20 protein-coding genes are annotated in these 19,530 nt (G+C 67.3%); 15 read left to right on the top strand and 5 right to left on the bottom strand.

Annotation, left to right across the window (positions count from 1 at the left end; translation table 11 throughout):
* Nucleotides 1-26: 26 nt before the first annotated feature.
* Nucleotides 27-290 (bottom strand): hypothetical protein, encoded by a 264-nt coding sequence (locus ACEN9Q_RS03760; protein ID WP_056439644.1) that lies wholly within the window; start codon nt 288-290, stop codon nt 27-29.
* A gap of 158 nt (nt 291-448) precedes the next feature.
* The gene (locus tag ACEN9Q_RS03755; protein WP_495627422.1) at nt 449-1,345 is read right to left on the bottom strand and encodes an NAD-dependent epimerase/dehydratase family protein; all 897 of its coding nucleotides are present in this window, start codon (nt 1,343-1,345) and stop codon (nt 449-451) included.
* Between the two features lie 12 nt (nt 1,346-1,357).
* On the opposite strand from ACEN9Q_RS03755, the gene ACEN9Q_RS03750 reads away from it, so the two are divergent.
* The 5 genes from ACEN9Q_RS03750 (at nt 1,358) to ACEN9Q_RS03730 (ending at nt 5,851) form a co-directional block, all read left to right on the top strand.
* Nucleotides 1,358-2,386: a CDP-6-deoxy-delta-3,4-glucoseen reductase gene (locus ACEN9Q_RS03750; RefSeq protein WP_495627421.1), complete on the top strand. Its 1,029-nt coding sequence runs from the start codon at nt 1,358-1,360 to the stop codon at nt 2,384-2,386.
* Nucleotides 2,387-2,503: 117 nt separating this feature from the next.
* A complete protein-coding gene (locus ACEN9Q_RS03745; protein WP_495627420.1) occupies nt 2,504-3,247 on the top strand; it encodes a class I SAM-dependent methyltransferase in 744 nt (247 codons plus the stop codon).
* A 192-nt stretch (nt 3,248-3,439) separates the two neighbouring features.
* A complete protein-coding gene (locus tag ACEN9Q_RS03740) occupies nt 3,440-4,702 on the top strand; it encodes an MFS transporter (protein WP_495627419.1) in 1,263 nt (420 codons plus the stop codon).
* Nucleotides 4,699-5,400, top strand: coding sequence for a DUF1345 domain-containing protein (locus ACEN9Q_RS03735; RefSeq protein ID WP_495627418.1), 702 nt, complete (start codon nt 4,699-4,701; stop codon nt 5,398-5,400). Before ACEN9Q_RS03740 ends, ACEN9Q_RS03735 begins: the two co-directional genes overlap by 4 nt.
* A gap of 76 nt (nt 5,401-5,476) precedes the next feature.
* A complete protein-coding gene (locus ACEN9Q_RS03730; RefSeq protein ID WP_056439623.1) occupies nt 5,477-5,851 on the top strand; it encodes an HPF/RaiA family ribosome-associated protein in 375 nt (124 codons plus the stop codon).
* A 41-nt stretch (nt 5,852-5,892) separates the two neighbouring features.
* On the opposite strand, the gene ACEN9Q_RS03725 is transcribed toward ACEN9Q_RS03730, so the two are convergent.
* Nucleotides 5,893-6,705: a helical backbone metal receptor gene (locus ACEN9Q_RS03725; RefSeq protein ID WP_495627417.1), complete on the bottom strand. Its 813-nt coding sequence runs from the start codon at nt 6,703-6,705 to the stop codon at nt 5,893-5,895.
* Between the two features lie 109 nt (nt 6,706-6,814).
* On the opposite strand from ACEN9Q_RS03725, the gene ACEN9Q_RS03720 reads away from it, so the two are divergent.
* The 3 genes from ACEN9Q_RS03720 (at nt 6,815) to ACEN9Q_RS03710 (ending at nt 10,855) form a co-directional block, all read left to right on the top strand.
* Complete coding sequence (locus ACEN9Q_RS03720) at nt 6,815-7,768, top strand: GGDEF domain-containing protein (protein WP_495627416.1); 954 nt, start codon at nt 6,815-6,817, stop codon at nt 7,766-7,768.
* A 101-nt stretch (nt 7,769-7,869) separates the two neighbouring features.
* Nucleotides 7,870-9,318 carry an exodeoxyribonuclease I gene (sbcB, locus tag ACEN9Q_RS03715; protein ID WP_495627415.1) on the top strand — a complete coding sequence of 483 codons (1,449 nt, stop codon included), beginning with the start codon at nt 7,870-7,872 and terminating at the stop codon, nt 9,316-9,318.
* A 313-nt stretch (nt 9,319-9,631) separates the two neighbouring features.
* Nucleotides 9,632-10,855 carry an MFS transporter gene (locus ACEN9Q_RS03710; RefSeq protein WP_495627414.1) on the top strand — a complete coding sequence of 408 codons (1,224 nt, stop codon included), beginning with the start codon at nt 9,632-9,634 and terminating at the stop codon, nt 10,853-10,855.
* Nucleotides 10,856-10,861: 6 nt separating this feature from the next.
* On the opposite strand, the gene pyrF is transcribed toward ACEN9Q_RS03710, so the two are convergent.
* On the bottom strand, nt 10,862-11,683 hold the full coding sequence (gene pyrF / locus ACEN9Q_RS03705) for an orotidine-5'-phosphate decarboxylase (protein WP_495627413.1): 822 nt from the start codon (nt 11,681-11,683) through the stop codon (nt 10,862-10,864).
* Between the two features lie 153 nt (nt 11,684-11,836).
* Between pyrF and ACEN9Q_RS03700 the strand changes: the two genes are divergently transcribed.
* The 7 genes from ACEN9Q_RS03700 to ACEN9Q_RS03670 all read left to right on the top strand — a co-directional run bounded on the left by ACEN9Q_RS03700 (nt 11,837) and on the right by ACEN9Q_RS03670 (nt 16,679).
* Nucleotides 11,837-12,415 carry a LemA family protein gene (locus ACEN9Q_RS03700; RefSeq protein ID WP_157201798.1) on the top strand — a complete coding sequence of 193 codons (579 nt, stop codon included), beginning with the start codon at nt 11,837-11,839 and terminating at the stop codon, nt 12,413-12,415.
* Between the two features lie 9 nt (nt 12,416-12,424).
* Entirely contained in the window at nt 12,425-13,282 is an 858-nt protein-coding gene (locus ACEN9Q_RS03695) for a TPM domain-containing protein (protein WP_495627412.1), read from the top strand.
* On the top strand, nt 13,282-13,791 hold the full coding sequence (locus tag ACEN9Q_RS03690) for a TPM domain-containing protein (RefSeq protein ID WP_495627411.1): 510 nt from the start codon (nt 13,282-13,284) through the stop codon (nt 13,789-13,791). Before ACEN9Q_RS03695 ends, ACEN9Q_RS03690 begins: the two co-directional genes overlap by 1 nt.
* A 59-nt stretch (nt 13,792-13,850) precedes the next feature.
* On the top strand, nt 13,851-14,615 hold the full coding sequence (locus ACEN9Q_RS03685) for an SDR family NAD(P)-dependent oxidoreductase (protein WP_495627410.1): 765 nt from the start codon (nt 13,851-13,853) through the stop codon (nt 14,613-14,615).
* 543 nt (nt 14,616-15,158) lie between these two features.
* Entirely contained in the window at nt 15,159-15,482 is a 324-nt protein-coding gene (locus tag ACEN9Q_RS03680) for a hypothetical protein (RefSeq protein ID WP_082547835.1), read from the top strand.
* Between the two features lie 69 nt (nt 15,483-15,551).
* Entirely contained in the window at nt 15,552-15,953 is a 402-nt protein-coding gene (locus ACEN9Q_RS03675; RefSeq protein ID WP_056439593.1) for a VanZ family protein, read from the top strand.
* A gap of 156 nt (nt 15,954-16,109) precedes the next feature.
* Entirely contained in the window at nt 16,110-16,679 is a 570-nt protein-coding gene (locus tag ACEN9Q_RS03670) for a hypothetical protein (RefSeq protein WP_495627409.1), read from the top strand.
* A gap of 61 nt (nt 16,680-16,740) precedes the next feature.
* Here the strand turns inward: ACEN9Q_RS03670 and ACEN9Q_RS03665 are convergent, their stop codons facing one another.
* Nucleotides 16,741-19,359 (bottom strand): NAD(P)-binding protein, encoded by a 2,619-nt coding sequence (locus ACEN9Q_RS03665; protein ID WP_495627408.1) that lies wholly within the window; start codon nt 19,357-19,359, stop codon nt 16,741-16,743.
* Nucleotides 19,360-19,530: the final 171 nt, after the last annotated feature.

Here is a 19,530-nt window from a genome sequence, read left to right as displayed (position 1 = left end):
CGGGACGGATCTTTTTTGTTTGCGGCTCAGGCCGCGCCGGTCACGCCCTCCATCCGCACCATCAGCGCGCGCAGCTCGCGGATGCTGTAGTCGGACACTTCGTGCATGCGCAGCAGGATGGTGGCGCCGATCGGCAGGGTGTTGTGGCGGATCTTGCTGATCACGGGCGGCGCCACTTCCAGCACGCGCGACAGCGCGGCGTCGTTCTTGAGCTTAAGTTTGTTGATGATGGCATCGAGCACCCGGTTCGGGTCATACTCGGCGCCCTCGGGTATCCGTCGGATGGGCATTGATGGTCCTTCGCTAGTGACATCCATGGGAAATTCTCCACGACCCGAGGCGGGTAATGGAAAATCAGCCAGTTTTGGGAAATATAGATTATTTGTATGGTCGCTCTACGGCGAACCCAAATGATACATGGATCAGTTGCGAAATGCTTAAGCCGCCCTTATTTCGACGCCCGGGCCAGCGCGGCGACGGCCGCTTCGACGCGCGGATGCAGCAGGCGGGCGCGCAGCTCCGTCCCGATCCGGCGATTGTCCAGCCGGCGCGATTCCGACATGAACGACAGCAGCATCGGCGACACGGCCTTCTCCAGCTCGGTCCGGGCCAGCCGCGGCGGCCGCGCGAGGCCGAAGGCGTCGGCCACGACGTCGAAATAGTCGCCCATCTTCAGGCGCGAATCGTCGGACGCGTTGTACACCCGCCCCGGCCGCGCGCGGAACAGCGCCAGCGCGCACAGGCGCGCCAGGTCGTCGGCGTGGATGTGGTTCGTGTACACGTCGTCGACCGGCGCCAGCGCCGGCGTGCCGCGCTGCAGCCGTTCGATGGGCAGGCGGTCGGCCGCGTAAATGCCGGGCGCGCGCAGGATCGCCACCTTGCCCCCGCCGGCCACGGCCCAGGCACGCATTACGCGTTCGGCGTCCACGCGGCGGCGGGCGCGGGCGTTGCGCGGGGCCACCGGCGTCGTCTCGGGCGTCGCCGCGCCGCCGCGGTCGCCGTAGACGCCCGTGGTGCTGACATAAACCACCCGCGCGCCCTCGGGTAGAATGGCGGTCAAATTGCGCGTGCGCAAATCGAGCGCACCGTCCTGCTGAGGCGGCGCAAGATGCACGACCCGCTGCGCCAGTCCGGCCAGTCGTTTCATCGTCTCGGGCCGGTCGAGGTCGGCCACGACCGGGACCGCGCCCGCCGCGCGCAACGCGGCAGCACGGGCCGGCTGGCTCGTCACGGCGAACACCCGAAAGCGCTCGCGCACCAGCGGCAGCAGACGCATGCCGACATCGCCGCAGCCCACGATCAGGAGGCGCGGCTTGTTGAACCTGACATTGTTTTTTGTATTCATTCCGAGGATTGTATGACGTTTCAGATCACTGTCCAGCCCAGCGGCCATCACTACGACTGCGCGGGGGACGAAACCGTGCTCGCGGCCGCGATCCGTTCCGGCATCGGCCTGCCGTACGGCTGCAAGAACGGCGCCTGCGGTTCCTGCAAGGGCAAGGTCGTCGAAGGGACGATCCAGCACAAGCCGCACCAGGCGCGCGCCCTGTCCGACCAGGAAAAACTGCAGGGCTATGCGCTGATGTGCTGCGCCGTCCCCGAGGGCGACCTGGTGATCGAAGCGCGTGAAGTGGGCGGCAGCAGCGAGTATCCGGTGCGCAAGATGCCGACCCGCGTCACCTCGATCCGCCGCGCCGCGCCGGACGTGGTCATCCTCACGCTGCAGTTGCCGGCCAACGAAGCCCTCGCCTACCGCGCCGGCCAGTACGTCGAATTCATGCTCAAGGACGGCAAGCGTCGCGCCTACAGCATCGCCAGCGCACCGTCGCTGGGCGGCCCCATCGAACTGCACATCCGGCACCTGCCGGGCGGACTGTTCACGGACCACGTGTTCGGGGCGATGAAGGAGCGCGACATCCTGCGCTTCGAAGGCCCGCTGGGCACCTTCTTCCTGCGCGAGGAATCCGCCAAGCCGATCGTGCTGTTGGCGTCCGGCACCGGCTTCGCGCCCGTCAAGGCCCTCGTCGAGCACATGATCCACCTGAAGTCGGAGCGTCCCGTCGCGCTGTACTGGGGCGGCCGCCGGCCGCAGGACCTGTACATGCACGAACTGTGCGAACAATGGGCGCGCGAGCTGCCGCATTTCACCTACGTGCCGGTCATCTCGGACGCCCTGCCGGAAGACGGCTGGACGGGCCGCACCGGCTTCGTCCACGCGGCCGTGATGCAGGACATTCCCGACCTGTCCAACCACCAGGTGTACGCATGCGGCGCGCCGATCATGGTCGATTCGGCGCGGCGCGACTACGTCGCCCGGTGCGGCCTGCCGGACGACGAGTTCTACGCCGACGCCTTCACGACGGAGGCCGACCTGGCCCAGCCGTGACGCGCGGACAGGGGCGCATGCAGATGCGATTCTTGTATATCTCGACAAGAATTTGGAGTAAGGTCGCGGTTGCCCCGGCCACGTCCGGCCGGCTCCCAACAAGAAAGGGTCGAACATATGCATAAGACGCTCCGCCGTGCCCCTGTCCTGCTTGCCCTGTCGGCCGCCCTGCTGACGGGCGCCCTCCCCGCCCACGCCGCCGACCAGGCGGGCGCCAACTGGCAATCCGTCCTCGCCAGCCCGATCCGCAGCGACGACGACCGCAAGGCCGACGCGCACCGCAAATCGGGCGAGTTCCTGACGTTCGCCGAAGTGAAACCGGGCATGAAGGTGCTCGACGTCGCGTCGGGCGGCGGCGCCACCGCGGCGCTGCTGACGGCGGCCGTCGGCACCAAGGGCGCCGTCTGGGCCCAGAATGGCAAGCCGAATCCGAAGCTGGAACAGCGCGTGGGCCAGGCCACGCTGCCGAACCTGCATGCGATCGTGGCGGACTACAACGATCCGGTCCCGAAAGGCACGCCGCCGCTGGATCTCATCACGATCAACATGTCGTACCACGACATCGTGAACACCCCGACCGACCGCGCCGCGATGAACAAGCACCTGTACGATGCGCTCAAGCCGGGCGGCCACCTCGTCATCGTCGACAATGCGGCCAAGAAGGGCGCCGGCCTGACGGCCACCAAGACGCTGCACCGCATCGACGAGGACACGCTGGTCGACGAGGTGACGAAAGCCGGCTTCAAGGTCGACGCCCGCAGCGATTACCTGCGCGCCCCGTCCGACCCGCGCGAGCAGCCGTTCTTCGAGATGAAGGGCGCGCCGGACGACAAGTTCGCGGTCCGGTTCGTCAAAAAATAATTTCGCGGCCCCCATGGTGGGCACGGGTGCACGCACACCAACCGTAGGGTGGGCGGCCCCCGCCCACGCGCACGTTCGCGGTTCGCCGGCGTCCGCGTGGGCACGGTGTGCCCACCCTACGTATTGACAGCGCAGTTCGGCGACATCAGGCACAATGAGGGTTGCATTCCTGCCAGTACCCTCACCCAACCTATGTCCGTCCTTTCTCCGACAGGCCGTCTTGCCGTCCTGCGCAATCCGAATGTCGCGTTCTACCTGTCGTCGCGCTTCCTCGGCACGCTCGCCATCCAGATGCAGAGCGTGGCCGTCGGCTGGCAGGTCTACCAGATCACCCACAGCCTGTTCGCCCTCGGCCTCATCGGCCTGGCCCAGTTCGCGCCCTTCCTGCTGCTCATCCTGTGGGCCGGCCACGTGGCCGATACGCACAACCGCCGCAAGATCGTCCTGCTGTGCATGGCCACCCAGCTGCTGTGCAGCCTGCTGCTCGTCGCGTTCACGCTGTCCGGCAGCACGACCGTCTGGCCCGTGTACGCCGTGCTCGTGCTGTACGGCAGCGCGCGCGCCTTCATGATGCCGGCCTCGCAGGCCGTGCTGCGCAACCTCGTCCCCACGCAGGATTTCTCGCAGGCCGTGGCATTGAGCTCGTCCACGTTCCAGGTGTCCGTGATCGTCGGTCCGGTGCTGGGCGGCCTGTTGTACGTGTTCGGGCCGAACGTCGTCTACGCCGTGTCGAGCACCCTCCTGGCCGTGGCCGTGCTGCTGATGGCCCGCACCAGAAGCGCGCCGCAGGCCAGGAACAAGGCGCCCGTCAGCTGGCACACGCTGCTGGAGGGATTGCGCTTCGTGTGGTCGCGTCCGATCGTGCTGGGCGCCATCTCGCTCGACCTGTTCGCCGTGCTGTTCGGCGGCGCCACCGCCCTGCTGCCCGCCTACGCCCACGACGTGCTGCAGGCCGGCCCGACGAGCCTCGGCCTGCTGCGCACGGCGCCGGGCGCGGGTGCCACGCTGTGCTCGATCGCGCTGGCGTTCCGGCCCATCACGCGCAGGGTCGGCGCCTGGATGTTCGGCGGCGTCGCCCTGTTCGGCGCGGCCACCGTGACGATGGGCGTCACGCACAGCTTCTACGTCGCCCTCGGCGCCCTGTTCCTGCTGGGCGCGGGCGATATGGTGAGCGTCTACATCCGCCACCTGCTCGTCCAGTACGAAACGCCGGATGAGATCCGCGGCCGCGTCAGCGCCGTGAATGCCGTGTTCATCGGCGCCTCCAACGAACTGGGCGAATTCGAATCGGGCCTCACGGCCAGCTGGTTCGGCCTCGTGCGCGCGATCGTGTTCGGCGGCGTCGCCACCCTCGTCGTCACGGGCACGTGGATGAAGCTGTTCCCAGTGCTGTCGCGCATGGACCGCTTCCCGCACCACGAAGCGGAACGCACCGCACAGGCCAAGGCCGGATGATGGACAAGCCCTTCCCCCACGATGCCCGCCCGCCGGAGCAACCCGGCTTCCTGGTGCGCTTCATCCGCAGCCGCCCCTACCTGCTCGGCGCGCTCATGCTCGGCGTGGCGGTCGGGCTGCTGGCGCCGGGCCACTACTCCGGCCTGCGGCGCGCCCTGATCGGCTGGAACACCGGGGTGTGGTCGTACCTGCTGACGATGACGTGGACGATGTTCCGGGCCGACCACAGCCGGGTGCGCGCCATCGCCGAAAGACAGGACGAACGCGGCGGCGCGGTGCTGGGCGCCGTGATCGTCGGCGCGATCCTGAGCGTCTATGCCATCGTGACCGAACTGGCGAACATGAAGCAGGCATCCGAGCACGTGGCGGCCCTGCACTACGCGTTCACGGCGCTGACCGTGATCGGCTCCTGGCTGCTGGTCGGCGTCATGTACTGTTTCCACTACGCGCACCTGTACTACACGGCCAGCAAGCACACGCTGCCGCTGGAATTCCCGGACCGGCACACGCAGCCGAACTATTGGGATTTCCTGTATTTCTCCTTCACGCTCTCGGTCGCCGTCCAGACGTCGGACGTGACGGTCAAGACGCGCGCCATGCGCAAGCTGGTGCTGGGCCATTGCGTGCTCGCGTTCTTCTTCAACCTCGTGATCCTCGGCCTCTCGGTCAACATCGCGGCCAGCCTCGTGAATGCCTGAGCCGCGCGTGCGGCGCGCCGGGTCTTTCCCGGAGTGTGTAACATCGATGCAAATATGACCACTTTTGGAGGAGTTTATGGAAGTTAATGTCAACACCGATAACACGATCCAGCGCCACCAGGGCCTCGACGAACGCGTCCGCACCCAGGTCGAGGAAGCGATCAGCCGTTTCGGCGACCACGTGCGCCGCGTCGACGTCCACCTGAGTAACGAAAACCGCGAAAAGCACGAGGACGGCAGCAATTACTGCATGATGGAAGCGCTCGTGTCCGGCTATGCGCCCGTCGTCGTGCATGCGCATGCGGAAAACCTGCAACTGTCGATCTCGGGCGCCATCACCAAGCTCAAGCGTGCACTGGACAGCGCCATCGGCCGCCTGAACGACAAGAACAAGCGCGAACCGCTGCCCGTCGACGCCGAGTCCGACAAAGACCTGACCAGCGATTCCTGATCGCCCGCGGCGACCGCGGCCCGGCACCCGGGCCGCTCCGTTCAGCCTGCGCCCTCGACCATGTCCCGGACCTGCCGCAGATAGCGCAGCCCCGCCAGCGCCCGGCTGCCGTACCACGACATCATCTCGCCGTCGACCAGCAGCACGGGAATCCCCAGCTGCTTTTCCAGCGCGTCCGCATGCGCTTCCGTGAAGCGGTAGGGCTCGGTCGACAGCAGCACGGCATCGAGCCCGTCCACGAGTTCCTGCGACCACGCGAAGCGCGGATAGCGGTCCGCGCCCAGGTCCGGCACGCGCCAGCCCAGTTCGGCCAGCATCGCGGCGATATACGTCCCGTTCGACACCGTCATCCACGGGTCCTGCCAGATGCAGTACAACACCGTGCGAGGGGGATGTTGCGGCAACGCGCGCAGCGCCGCGTACTCGGCCTCGAAGGCGGCGCACCAGCGCGCGGCGGCATCGCCGGCACCGAAGATCCCGCCCATCAACCGTGCCAGGTGCAGGTTGTCGCGCGGCGCGTTCGGATGCGTGACGACGATGTGCGGCACGAATTCGGCCAGCCTGTCGACGGTCGGCTTTTCGTTCTCGTCGATGTTGACGACGACGTGCGTGGGCGCCAGCCGGCGGATCTTCTCGATGTTGACGTCCTTCGTGCCGCCGACCTTGGGAATGGCGGCGACGACGTCGCGCGGATGGATGCAGAAGCCGGTGCGGCCGACCACGTTGCCGGCCAGGCCCAGGTCGCACAGCAGTTCGGTGATCGAGGGCACGAGGCAGACGATGCGCGCATCGGGCGCGGGCGCGTGCAGTTTGCCGAGCGCGTCGGCCAGGATGGAATCGGTAGCGGTAGTCATGCCGCCATTGAAACACTGTTGTTTATCGGCGCCAAGCATCGGCGTTGCTGTTTCGTTCAGGTATCATGCGAGGTTGTCAATATAAGTTGTCGCCCAGAAGTTTAAATCCATGATCGTAACCGGCACCTTCGGTGCATCCTCCTACAGCATCCGCGACCTGCAGCTCTTTCGCGACGCCGACGGCCCCGCCGTCGCGCAGGCGCTCGCGGATTGCAAGCTGGTGCGGCTGCCGGAGGGCGAGGCGCTCGAGGACGGCCTGCGGGCGCGCCTGTACATCCTGCTGGCGGGCAGCCTCGCCGTGGAGGCGGCGCTGGGCGAAGGCAATATCGACCGCATCCTGCCCGGCGAGAGCGTGGGCGAGCAGTCGGTGCTGGACGATGCCGCCAACCTGGACGCCATCGTCGCGCTCGAAGACAGCGAGCTCCTCGTGATCGAACCTGAACGCGTGTGGCAATTGATTGACGGCCACAATGGCGTGGCGCGCAACCTGCTGCGGCTGCTGTCGTTCCGCATCCGCGCGACGAACGCGCGCCTGCGCCGGCGCCAGAAGCTCGGCGAGTTCTACCGCCAGCTGTCGTTCAACGACGGCCTCACGGGCCTGTACAACCGCGCCTGGCTGAACGACGCGCTGCCCAAGCTCGTCGCCCGCGCGCGCCAGGACAGCGGCCCGCTGTCGCTCGTGATGATCGACCTGGACCACTTCAAGCGCTTCAACGACACCCACGGCCACATCGCGGGCGACAGCGCCCTGTGCGCGGCGGCCGGCGTGATCCGCGCCGGCCTGCGTCCGACCGATTTCGCCGTGCGCTACGGCGGCGAAGAGATGATGGCGATCCTGCCCGCCACCCCGCAGCAGCGGGCCGTGATGGTCGCCGAACGCCTGTGCGCACGCATGCGCGAGGCCGTGGTGTTCGACGACATGCGCCTGCCGCTGCCCCACGTCACCGGCTCGTTCGGGGTCGCCACCCTGCTGCCCGGCCAGGACGAACGGGGCCTGATCGAAGCCGCCGACGCCGCCTTGTACCGCGCCAAGGAAGCCGGACGGGACCGCATCGGCACGTGAACGTCCATTTGGTTCCCCCGGCCGGATTGCGGCGACGCTAGGCCGCGCGATTCATGCAAGTTAGAATGGCGCGTCGCAACTCAGCCGCGCACGGCACCACAATGAGCACCCATACGTTCCTCTGGCATGACTACGAGACCTTCGGCGCGGAACCGCGACGCGATCGTCCCGCGCAGTTCGCCGCGATCCGCACCGACGCCGACCTCAACGAAATCGGCGAGCCGATCATGCTGTACTGCCAGCCTGCGCCGGACTACCTGCCCGATCCGCAGGCCTGCCTGATCACCGGCATCACGCCGCAGCACTGCCTCGAACACGGCGTGCCCGAGCACGAATTCGCGGCCCGCATCTGCGCGGCGTTCTCCGAGCCGGGCACGATCGGCGTCGGCTACAACACGATCCGCTTCGACGACGAAGTCACGCGCTTCCTGCTGTGGCGTAACCTGATGGACCCGTATGCGCGCGAATGGCAGAACGGTTGCGGCCGCTGGGACATGCTCGACGTCGTCCGCATGGCTTATGCGCTCCGTCCGGACGGCATCACGTGGCCGCGCCACGACGACGGCCGCCCCAGCTTCAGGCTCGAACACCTCACGCGCGACAACGGCCTCGCGCACGACGCCGCGCACGACGCCCTGTCCGACGTGCGCGCCACCATCGCGCTGGCGCGCCTGCTGCGCAGCAAGCAACCGAAGCTGTTCGACTTCTGCCTCGAACTGCGCCGCAAGGACAAGGTCGCCGAGCAGATGGGTCTGCACCTCGACCGCGCGCTGCGCCAGCCTTTCCTGCACGTTTCCGGCATGTTCCCGGCCGAGCGCGGCTGCCTCGCGATGGTCTGGCCGCTGGCCACGCACCCGACCAACAAGAACGAAGTCCTCGTGTGGGACTGCCGCCACGACCCGTCCGAACTGTTCCACCTGAACGTCGACACGATCCGCCAGCGCCTGTTCACCCGCGCCGCCGAGATGCCCGAGGGGATGACCCGGCTGCCCATCAAGAGCGTGCACCTGAACAAGTCGCCGATGCTGGTCAGCAACCTGAAAACGCTGAGCACGCAGTTGGCGGCGCGCTGGGAACTGGACGTCGACCAATGCCTGGCGCACGCGCGCATTGCCGCGGGCGGGCCGGACATGGCGGCGGTCTGGCAGAAGGTGTACCAGCGCGAGACCGGCGCGGCCGCCGTCGACGTCGACGAAGACCTGTACGGCGGCTTCGTCTCGACCGGCGACCGGCGCCGGCTGGAATCGCTGCGGACCGAGGCGGCGCCCAAGCTGGCGACGCTGCGCCCGTCGTTCGAGGACGAGCGCCTGGCGCACCTGCTGTTCCGCTACCGCGCCCGCAACTTCCCGCACACCCTGGGCGACGACGAGCAGCAGGCGTGGGAAGAACACCGCGCCGCGCGCCTGTTCGACGGCGCCGGCGGGGCGCGCACGGTCGAGCAATTGTTCGCTGAGATCGACGCGCTGTCCGAGACGGCGGACGAGCGGGCTGAGGAAATCCTGGGCGCGCTGTATGATTACGCGGAGATGATCGCCCCGAGCCGGTATTGATTCGCGCTCGCGCCGCGTTACGATGGGCACCCCGTGCCCACGCGTACAACCGGCGTTTGCACGGATGAGCCGCGTTTTCGACGGATCGGCCGTCGCGTATCACCGCGTGGGCGGAGGACCGCCCACCCTACGACAATCCCGATGGCCCGCGCATTCCGTTCGTTATTGATTGACGCCTGCGCCGCGTTACGTAGGGTGGGCACCCCGTGCCCACGCGTACAACCGGCGTTTGCACGGATGAGCCGCGTTTTCGACGGATCGACCGTCGCGTATCACCGCGTGGGCGAGGACCGCCCACCCCACGACAATCCCGATGGCCCGCGCATTCCGTTCGTTAAATAACTTCAACTACCGCCTGTGGGCCGCCGGCTGCCTGGTCTCCAACGTCGGCACTTGGATGCAGCGCACCGCCCAGGACTGGCTCGTCCTCACCCAGCTCACGCACCACAACGCCTCGGCCGTGGGCACCGTCATGGCGCTGCAGTTCGGCCCGCAATTATTGCTGCTGCCGTGGACCGGCTGGGTCGCCGACCACGTCGACCAGCGCAAGCTGATGATGGTCACCCAGGCGGCCATGGGCGTGCTCGCGCTCGCGCTGGGCCTGTTGACGATCGCCGGCATCGTGCAACTGTGGCAGGTCTACGTGTTCGCCTTCCTGTTCGGCTGCGCATCGGCCTTCGACGCGCCGGTGCGCCAGACCTTCGTGGCGCAGCTCGTCGGCGACGCCGACCTGCCGAACGCTGTCGCATTGAATTCGACGTCGTTCAACGCCGCCCGAATGGTCGGGCCCGCGGTCGCCGGCCTGTTGATCGCCGGCGTCGGCACCGGATGGGCGTTCCTGATCAACGGGCTGTCGTATGTCGCGGTGCTGGGTTCGCTGGCATGGCTGCGCAAGAGCGAGCTGCACGCGCACCCGCGCGCGCGCGGGAGCGCGGGCGGGCGCGGGATGCTCGACGGCCTGCGCTATGTGTGGAAGCGGCCGGACCTGATGGCGATCCTCGCCATGCTGTTCCTGATCGCCACGTTCGGCCTGAATTTCCCGATCTTCATCGGCACCATGGCCGTCTCCGTGTTCCATACCGATGCGCGCGGCTACAGCCTGCTGTCGTCGACGATGGCCGTCGGGAGCGTCATCGGCGCGCTGCTCGCCGCCGGCCGCGAGCGCACGCACTTCGGCGCGCTGGTGATCGGGGCCGGGGTGTTCGGCGTGGGCTGCCTGCTCGCCGCGGTGTCGCCGGGCTATCCGTGGTTCGCCGCCGCGCTGGCGCTGACGGGCGTGGCCGCCCTCACCTTCACCAATACCTCGAACAGCCTGATCCAGCTGTCCACCGAACCCGCGATGCGCGGCCGCGTGATGGCCGTGCGGCTCGGCATCGCCCTGGGCACGACGCCGGTCGGCGCGCCGATCGTCGGCTGGGTGGCCGACCACGCGGGCCCGCGCTGGGCGCTGGGCGTCGCCGCCGCATCGGGCTTCGCGGCGCTGGCGGTCGGGATGCGCTACCTCGGCATCGCCCGGCAGCGCGATGGGCGGACGTAAAGCGGCTCAGCCGCGGTAGCGGTTGATGGCGTCGCGCGTCTCGAGCGCCACGCGGCGCGCGGCCGCGGCGAAGTCTTCACCGCCCTGCGGCTGCGCGTACAGGATGGCGCGCGAGGAATTGATCATCATGCCCGCGCCGGCGGCCGTGCGGCCCGACTTGACGGTCGCCTCGACGTCGCCGCCCTGGGCACCGACGCCCGGCACGAGCAGCGGCATGTCGCCGACGATGGCGCGCACCTGCGCCAGTTCTTCCGGGAACGTGGCGCCGACGACGAGCGCGCACTGGCCGTTCTTGTTCCATTTTTCGGCCACGAGGCGCGCCACGTGCTGGTACAGCGGCTGGCCGCCCACGTCCAGGAACTGCAGGTCGGAGCCGCCCGCGTTCGACGTGCGGCACAGGACGATCACGCCGCGGTCCGGCCACGCCATGTACGGCTCGACGGAATCGAACCCCATGTACGGATTGACGGTGACGGCGTCGGCGCCGTAACGGTCGAACGCTTCGCGCGCGTACTGGTGCGCGGTGGCGCCGATGTCGCCGCGCTTGGCGTCCAGGATCAGCGGGATGTGCGGGTAGCGCTCGCGCAGGTAGCGGCAGATGGCTTCCAGCTGGTCTTCCGCGCCGAGGGCGGCGAAGTAGGCGATCTGCGGCTTGAACGCGCAGGCGAGGTCGGCGGTGGCGTCGATGATGGCCTTGCAGAACTCCACGATGCCGTCCGGGCGGTCTTGCAGGTGCGCGGGGAAGCGGGCCGTGTCCGGGTCGAGTCCCACGCACAGCAGGGAATCGTTGCGGCGCCAGGCGGCGTCCAGTTTATCGATGAAGTTCATGGCGGCCTCTCTGATCTGATTGCAAACCCGCTATTGTAGCGCTCCGCCCCGCTCGTCTCGCCAATACAATGTCATTTCAGGTATATTTTGGCCATTCGACAACTTGTTACGGATCGCCAGATGAAACCTTCCTTGTTCACGCGCTGGGCCGGCATGCTGCTGGCCGCCGTCCTGGCCGCCACCCTGCTGTCGGGCTGCGGCTACAACCAGTTCCAGGCCAAGGACGAGGCCACCAAGGCCGCCTGGTCCGAGGTCGTCAACCAGTACCAGCGCCGCGCCGACCTGATTCCCAACCTGGTGAACACGGTCAAGGGCTACGCGACGCACGAAAAGGATACGCTGGAAGCCGTCACGCGCGCGCGCGCGGCCGCGACCAGCTTCCAGATCACGCCGGAAGTGCTGAATAATCCGGAAGCCTTCCAGAAATTCCAGCAGGTGCAGGGCGAGTTGTCGAACGCGCTGTCGCGCCTGATGGCCGTGTCGGAGAACTATCCGCAACTGAAGGCCGACGCCAGCTTCCGCGACCTGCAGTCGCAGCTGGAAGGCACGGAAAACCGCATCACGGTGGCGCGCCAACGCTATATCGCGGCGGTGCAGGACTACAATGTGACGGTCCGCAGCTTCCCGACCAACCTGACCGCGATGATGTTCGGCTACCAGGCCAAGCCCTCGTTCACGGTCGAGAACGAGAAATCCATTTCGACGGCGCCGACCGTCAACTTCGGCAAATAAGGCCATCCCATGAACGCCCTGCCGCGCTTGCTCTGGGCCTGGATGCTGACCCTGCTGCTGGCTTGTAACGCCTGCGCGCAAGGCCAGTTCAAACCGGTGCCGCCGCTGCGTGCGCGCGTCACCGACGAGATCGGCATGCTGACGCCGGACCAGCGCCGGCAACTGGAAAGCGTGCTGGCCGACTACGAGGCGAAGACGGGTAGCCAGATCGCCGTGCTGCTCGTGGCGTCGACCGAGCCGGAAGCCATCGAGCAATACGGCATCCGCGTGACGGACGCCTGGAAACTGGGGCGCAAGGGCGTCGACGACGGCGTGCTGCTGCTGGTCGCGAAGGACAATCCCAAGGCGCTGCGCCGCCTGCGCATCGAGGCGGGGCGCGGCGTGCAGGGCGTCCTCACGGACGCGCAATCGAAACGCATCCTGGAAGACACGATCGCGCCGCACTTCCGCCAGAACGACTGGTACGGCGGCCTCGTCGCGGGCGTGGGCGCCATCGCCACCCTGCTCGACCAGGAAAAATTCCCGGCGCCGCCGGCGCAAACGCCGGCGCAACAACATGAGGACGACGGCCCCAACGTCGTCGTCAGCCTCTTCCTGATCCTCGTCGGCGTCGTGGTCCTGCGCGCGGTGTTCCGCCCGCGCCGCACACGGCTGGCGCAACCGGGCCGCTATGGCGCCGGCTGGGACAGCGGCACGACCGGCTTCATTCTCGGCAACATACTGGCCAATGCCACCCACCATCATGACGACGACCGCTGGCGCGGCGGGGGCGGCGGCTTTTCCGGCGGCTTTTCGGACGGCGGCGGCGGCGGGTTCTCCGGCGGCGGCGGCAGCTTCGACGGCGGCGGCGCCTCGGGAGACTGGTGATGGACGAGCCGAGCCGCCTGCGGCGCGCCCTGCGCCACCTGTTCAGCACCCGCAACGAAGCGGAGCGCGCGTTTCCGCCCGATGCCCTCGCCGCGATCACGGAAGCCATCACGGCCGGCGAGCAGACGCACCGGGGCGAAGTGCGCCTGATCGTCGAAAAGGGGTTGCCGCTGGCGCTGGCCTGGGCCGGCGTGACGAACCGCCAGCGCGCCATCGCCCTGTTCGCCGACTACGGCATCTGGGACACCGAGGACAATTGCGGCGTATTGATCTACGTGAACCTGGCCGACCGCAAGGTCGATATCATTGCCGACCGGGGCATCGACCGCAGGATACCCGCCGCCACCTGGCAGGGCGTGTGCGACACGATGACACGCGGCTTTTCCCGCGGCGAATTCCGCGCGGCGACACTGGCCGCGATCGCCCAGGTGAACCAGCTGCTGCGCAACCATTTCCCGTCCGGCGGCGCACGCCCGAACGAATTGCCCGACCGGCCCGTGATGCTCTGACGCGCGGCGCGGCAGGCCGCTACAATGGCGGCCTTTTCATTGCAGCAACGAGGATATCCATGAAACTCAGCCAGAAAGTCGCCATCGTCACCGGCGCCAGCCAGGGCATCGGCCATGCGTGCGCCGAACGCCTCGTGCGCGAGGGCGCGCGCGTGATGCTCGTCGATCTCCGTCCCGAAGGCGCATCCGCCGCCGCCGCGCTGGGCGACGCTGCCCGCTTCTTCCGGGCGGACGTGAGCGTGAAGGCCGAAGTCGATGCGATGGTGGCCGCCACGCTGGCCGCCTTCGGCCGCGTCGACATCCTCGTCAACAACGCCGGCGTGACCCATGCCGCCGATTTCCTCGACCTGGCCGAGGACGATTTCGACCGCGTACTGCGCATCAATCTGAAATCGATGTTCCTGTGCAGCCAGGCCGTGGCCCGCGAGATGGTCAAGCGCCAGAGCGGCTGCATCATCAATATGTCGAGTGTCAATGCGGAGCTGGCGATTCCGAACCAGATTCCGTACGTCGTGTCGAAGGGCGGCGTCAACCAGCTCACGCGCGTGGCGTCGATCGGCCTGGCCCAGCACGGCATCCGCGTCAACGGTATCGGCCCGGGCACGATCCTGACGGAGCTGGCGAAGCAGGCCGTTCTGGGAAGCCCCGAAGCGCGCCACACGATCCTGTCGCGCACGCCGCTGGGCCGTTGCGGCGAACCGGAAGAGATCGCCGGCATCGCCGCCTTCCTCGCCAGCGACGACGCGTCGTACATCACGGGCCAGACGCTGTATGCGGATGGCGGCCGCATGGCGCTGAATTACACGGTGCCGGTCAAGGACTGACGCGAAGCGAGCTCGGCCATTATTACGCCAGGTAATAACCGGTATCCGAATTCATCATTGGACGCGCATGCCGCAGCGCAGCATAATGGCACCTGTCTCCACTATTCTCCTCCAAGAAAATAGTTTGAAGCCCGCTCAATCAGCGGGCTTTTTTTTTATCGTTCTCATGCGGACCAATCCCATCCGCAAACGTTCGGGACCAAAGGCACGCATCTTTGATGAGCGTCATGGTCAAGTCACATTTTCTCCCTATACTGGGTTCATCTGCATACACGCAACCGATATGCGTGATCGCAGAAGGTGTGCTGCTAGCGGCACACCGCACCGAATTCTGCGTCTCTTGGCCCGATCTTGGGTTGTGCCCGTCCTCCGTTGGCGGGCATTTTTTTTGTTCCGTATTCTTATTGTCGCGTCTGCCACGCACCGCACAATTGCGTGCTGTTGTGCTTGAACCATCTTCAGATTCCGCTATGATGAATCTCGCGCCTCGCGATTTTTTACATGTCGCGTGGGGACAAGACAATCCAACATGGAGCCGGTCCAATGACTTTACCTGTACCTGAGACGATGTCGCCACCCCAAGAGCAACCCCATCCATCGCGCCGCCATCACGCGGAACCGGAAGACTGTCTGGTTCTCAGCGAGCTGAACCCGCGCATGGTGATCGACCACCTCGACGATGAAGGGCAACCTCTTCACGTACTGACTTTCGGCACTGTCCGAGAGATCTGTCCCAAATGCCAGAGCGGCCACCTGAAACTGGTCCTGCGCCAGTCGGCGGTGCGCATGGCCCATTTATTCTGCGCCGACTGCGCCAGCTGCTTCGACGCTCACTATCCGAACGGCGCGCCGGCCCTGACGATCTGAGGCCCGCGCGCGTTTGTGCAAGCGCACAACGAGCATGGTAAGGTGAGCGCTTTTCAGCCTCACCTTGCCATGACATCGTATTTATCCACGTTCCTGCAACATCCGCACCGGCGCCTGCTGTGCCTTGCGGGCGCCGTACTGATGTACCTGACGATCATTACGACAGGCAACATCCCCGGCGCCCGGGCCGACATCGGTGCCTACGCGCCGGGACCGGTCCTGCACTCGATCGCCTATGCCGCGCTGGCCTCGCTGTGGTTCGTCGGCAGCCGCGGCGGCGCGCTCGCCCGCGCCTGCAAGGCCGTGCTGGCGGTCGCCGTGATGGGTGCCGGCGACGAGTTCGTGCAAAGCTTCTTCCCGTATCGCGGCGCTGACGTCCGCGACTGGGCCGTCGACGTCGGCGCCGCCATCGTCGTCGGCAGCGTGCTGGCCCTGCTGGCGTCGCGCGCCCCCGTCGACGCCCAACGCTGAGGCCGCGTCACCCGCCGCTATTCGCCACGGCTTTGACGTGGCTCATGCTCAACTGGAGGCAGCTTGAACGCCGATACCGAACAGGCCTCTTACCAAAGTGGCACGCGGCATCGTCACTCATCTAACCTGACACTATCCCATCAGAAGGAGTTGATCATGAAGCAAAAACACCAGAGCGTCTTCCTGGCGGGCTTGCTGGCGCTCGCAGTCGGGCTGTCCGCGTGCAGTTCCTGGCGCGGCGGTGGCATGGGCAGCAGCGGCACCAGCGGCACCAGCGGCGAGACCGGCAGCAGCGGCACGGCCACCGGCACATCGGGCAGCAGCGGCACATCGGGCAGCAGCGGCATGTCGGGCAGCAGCGGCGACACCGGCAGCTCGGGCACTTCCGGAGCGTCCGGCACGGCGGGCAGCTCGACCGGCTATGACAGCGCCGGCGCCATGACGCAGGGCCAGGGCGCCACCGCGCCGCCGATGAGCCCGAACGCCACCGTCGCCGCCATCGAAGTCGTCCCCAGTTCGAGCGGTGCCGCCATGGAAGGCGAGAGCAGCGCGAGCGCGGCGATGGGCAGCAGCGCGGGCGGCGCCACCGGCAGCTCCGCCGACCGCGTCTATCGCGTCACCTTGCGCATGGACGACGGCAGCACCCAGGTCGTGACGCAGCAGACGACGCCGGACTTCCGCACCGGCGACCGCGTGAGCCTGGCAGGCGGCATGATTCAACACTGAGCCGAACAGCGGCTCGGTCCGGCGCGCCGGCGGCATCCCGCAGCGCGCCCGGGCACCGTTCCTATTCCGCCCCGACCTGCTGCGCCTGCGTATGCCTGGCACGCACGATGTCCGCGCCGCGCTTGCCGGCCAGCAGCGCGTGGTCGGAGTTGTAGTATTCCCACTCGCTGTAGCGGCCGACGAGGACGATGTCGAACTGCTTCAGCCAGGCCTTGCACGTCGCCACGTTGCGGGCGCGCGCGTGGTCGTACAGCACGTAGGCGTACGGCATGTCGACCTGGTTGGCGGCGAGGATCGTGTCGCCGTCCCGGATCATGCCGACCTTGCGGCAATCCGCGATGGCGCGTTCGATCAGCGCGTCGCCGTCGACGGGCAGCGGTTTATACGGCGAGTACGAGATCTCGCACGTGAAGCCGAAGCCGCCCGGCGCATTGCATCCCGGGCTCGCATTGCCCTGCACGAAGATGCGGTGGAAGATCGTGTCTTCCGGGTAGTAGATCCAATGCTTGTCCGTGGCGACGCGGTCGATGCCGATGTTCACGCAGCGGATCGACACGTGGCGCAGGCCCTTCGCCGCCGCCCTCACCTCTTCCGGCGCCTCGTCGCCGATCGCCTTGACCAGCTCCGGCAGCGGCATCGTGGAAATCAGGTCGTCGTAGCGGAAGCGGCGGCCGTCGCGCAGGGCGACGATGTGTTCGCGCGGCAGCACTTTCACGACGTCCGCATTCAATTCGATCTTGCCCTTGATGTGAGGCAGGAAGCCGTTCATCAGCGCCTGGAACCCGCCCTTCAACGGATAACCGAAGCGCGCGTTCGGCCCCAGCGGCGCCGGCGACGGCTCCAGCGCGCCCTGGATGATTTCTTCCAGGTTCGGCAGCGGCACCCTGCCGCCGAGCCACGACGTTTCCATCTCGGACAGCGGCACGGTCCAGATCTTGCGGTTGTACGGAATCGCGAAGTGTTTCGCGATGCCCTTGCCCCACACCTTGTAGATGAATTGCTCGAAGTTGCGCACTTCGCCTTTCACGGCACGGTCCGTGTTGCAGACGTCGGCCGTGCCGTCGGCGCAGCAGTCGTCGACGGCTTGCGCGGCCGTCGTCCTGCCCTCCGCGCTTTCGTAGCGGGCTTCGATGGCGCCCATCACGCATTCCGTGATCACCTTCGGCGGCAGGCCGTACAGCGCGCCCTGGAACGGATAGCGGGTATATACGCCCTCGCTGTAGATCCACGCTTCGCGATTCTGCCAGTGCACGTTATCGCCCAGCAGCACCTCGTACATCTTGAGGACGTACGGGTCGTTCGAGAACATGATGTGGCCGGCGTGATCGAACGTGAAGCCGTTGTCGTCGATCGAGCGGCACCAGCCGCCGACGGTCTCGTTGCGGTCGAGCAGCAGCGTATCCGCGCCCAGGTGGTAAGCGGCCGACAGGCCGGTCGGGCCGCCGCCGATGACGATCGTGCCCACATGCGGCTCGTGGACGCGCAACGGATTGACCTTCGAGCCGCGCCGGGCGTCGCCACGCAGCGAGACGGCGGCCGCGTCGGCCGCCGCGTCGAGGCTGCGCGGGGTGGCGCGCCGGTCGGTGCGCGGCGGCGCCGTGTCGATCAGCTCGCGCATGCGCGCGACCGTGTTGTCCCACGACGTCGCGGCGACGACGGCCTGCATCGCATCGATCATGTGGCGGCGCTGCTCGGGCGTCTGCGCCAGCGCGGCCTCGCACGCGGCGATGAATTCGTCCGCGGTCGCCGCGATGGCGACGACGTGGCCGTACGGATTGGCGACGTCGGCGATCGGCGTGCTGACGATCGGCAGCTGGGCCGCCATGTATTCGAGCACCTTGGTCGGGCTGATGTATTTCGTCGCCTCGTTGATGGCGAACGGCATCAGGCAGACGTCCCAGCCGGCGAGCAGGTCGGGCAGCGCCGCGTACGGCTGCTGGCCCAGGTAATGGATGTTGGGGCGGCGTGGAAGACGCTCCGGATCGATCTTGACGATCGGTCCGGCCAGCACGATCTGCCACTCGGGGTGGCTTTCGGCCACGGCGCCGACGAGGTCCGGATCGAAGCGCTCGTCCAGCACGCCGTAGAAGCCCAGGCGCGGATGCGGGATGGCGTCCTGCTGCGGATGTGCGCGCCCGCGGTCCAGCGCCTGCTGGAAATGCACGACGTCGACGCTGCTGGAAAAGCAGTGGACGTTCGGGTGGCGGTGGCGCTTCGCCTCGTACAGGCTGGGGCCGCCGGCGAACACGAGGTCGGCGATGGAGAGCAGCGCGCTTTCACGCTGCAGCAATTGCTTGGGTGGATTCTTGAACGACGCCAGTTCATCCATGCAGTCGTACACGACGAGCGCGGGCCGCAGCAATTGCAGCAGCGGCAGCGCCATCGGCGTATAGAACCAGGCGATGACGTCCTCGCCCGGTGGTGCCAGCTGCGCGACCATGGGCTGGAGCAGCCGCAGTTGCTCGTCGTGGAAACCGTTGGCGTGGATCGGGGTGTGCGCGCGGCACACGGTCACGTTCGGCGCGGGGCTGGAGCGTTCCATGAACGGGGCGCCATCGTCGTACACCGGTTCTTCGACGAACAGGACGGGATAATGCTGGGCCAGGCGCGACAGCAGGTGCTGCGGCCGCTGGAACACGAAATCCCAGCGCAGGTGGCTGAAAACGACGATCGTGGACATGATGGGCTCCTTGTCGCCCGAGGGCGGTCGGTTGATCGATGCAAAGCCGGACCGCCCGCACCGCGGCGCGCCGGCGAACGCGGGTCGCGCGGCACGGACGGGCGTGTCCGTCCATCAACGCGGCCATGCGTGACCGCGCAGCGATGGGGCAGGCGCCCTGCGGGTGCCGTG

The organism is Massilia sp. Masssp93 (genome assembly GCF_059491295.1).
The sequence above is the reverse complement of the archived record's forward strand: the minus strand, read 5'-3'. Positions and strand labels throughout refer to the sequence as shown.

Bases quoted from the DNA above. Each gene is read 5' to 3' on its own strand.
- ACEN9Q_RS03760 (WP_056439644.1), bottom strand. From the start codon at position 290: ATGCCCATCCGACGGATACCCGAGGGCGCCGAGTATGACCCGAACCGG.
- ACEN9Q_RS03755 (WP_495627422.1), bottom strand. From the start codon at position 1,345: ATGAATACAAAAAACAATGTCAGGTTCAACAAGCCGCGCCTCCTGATC.
- ACEN9Q_RS03750 (WP_495627421.1), top strand. From the start codon at position 1,358: ATGACGTTTCAGATCACTGTCCAGCCCAGCGGCCATCACTACGACTGC.
- ACEN9Q_RS03745 (WP_495627420.1), top strand. From the start codon at position 2,504: ATGCATAAGACGCTCCGCCGTGCCCCTGTCCTGCTTGCCCTGTCGGCC.
- ACEN9Q_RS03740 (WP_495627419.1), top strand. From the start codon at position 3,440: ATGTCCGTCCTTTCTCCGACAGGCCGTCTTGCCGTCCTGCGCAATCCG.
- ACEN9Q_RS03735 (WP_495627418.1), top strand. From the start codon at position 4,699: ATGATGGACAAGCCCTTCCCCCACGATGCCCGCCCGCCGGAGCAACCC.
- ACEN9Q_RS03730 (WP_056439623.1), top strand. From the start codon at position 5,477: ATGGAAGTTAATGTCAACACCGATAACACGATCCAGCGCCACCAGGGC.
- ACEN9Q_RS03725 (WP_495627417.1), bottom strand. From the start codon at position 6,705: ATGACTACCGCTACCGATTCCATCCTGGCCGACGCGCTCGGCAAACTG.
- ACEN9Q_RS03720 (WP_495627416.1), top strand. From the start codon at position 6,815: ATGATCGTAACCGGCACCTTCGGTGCATCCTCCTACAGCATCCGCGAC.
- sbcB (WP_495627415.1), top strand. From the start codon at position 7,870: ATGAGCACCCATACGTTCCTCTGGCATGACTACGAGACCTTCGGCGCG.
- ACEN9Q_RS03710 (WP_495627414.1), top strand. From the start codon at position 9,632: ATGGCCCGCGCATTCCGTTCGTTAAATAACTTCAACTACCGCCTGTGG.
- pyrF (WP_495627413.1), bottom strand. From the start codon at position 11,683: ATGAACTTCATCGATAAACTGGACGCCGCCTGGCGCCGCAACGATTCC.
- ACEN9Q_RS03700 (WP_157201798.1), top strand. From the start codon at position 11,837: ATGCTGCTGGCCGCCGTCCTGGCCGCCACCCTGCTGTCGGGCTGCGGC.
- ACEN9Q_RS03695 (WP_495627412.1), top strand. From the start codon at position 12,425: ATGAACGCCCTGCCGCGCTTGCTCTGGGCCTGGATGCTGACCCTGCTG.
- ACEN9Q_RS03690 (WP_495627411.1), top strand. From the start codon at position 13,282: ATGGACGAGCCGAGCCGCCTGCGGCGCGCCCTGCGCCACCTGTTCAGC.
- ACEN9Q_RS03685 (WP_495627410.1), top strand. From the start codon at position 13,851: ATGAAACTCAGCCAGAAAGTCGCCATCGTCACCGGCGCCAGCCAGGGC.
- ACEN9Q_RS03680 (WP_082547835.1), top strand. From the start codon at position 15,159: ATGACTTTACCTGTACCTGAGACGATGTCGCCACCCCAAGAGCAACCC.
- ACEN9Q_RS03675 (WP_056439593.1), top strand. From the start codon at position 15,552: ATGACATCGTATTTATCCACGTTCCTGCAACATCCGCACCGGCGCCTG.
- ACEN9Q_RS03670 (WP_495627409.1), top strand. From the start codon at position 16,110: ATGAAGCAAAAACACCAGAGCGTCTTCCTGGCGGGCTTGCTGGCGCTC.
- ACEN9Q_RS03665 (WP_495627408.1), bottom strand. From the start codon at position 19,359: ATGTCCACGATCGTCGTTTTCAGCCACCTGCGCTGGGATTTCGTGTTC.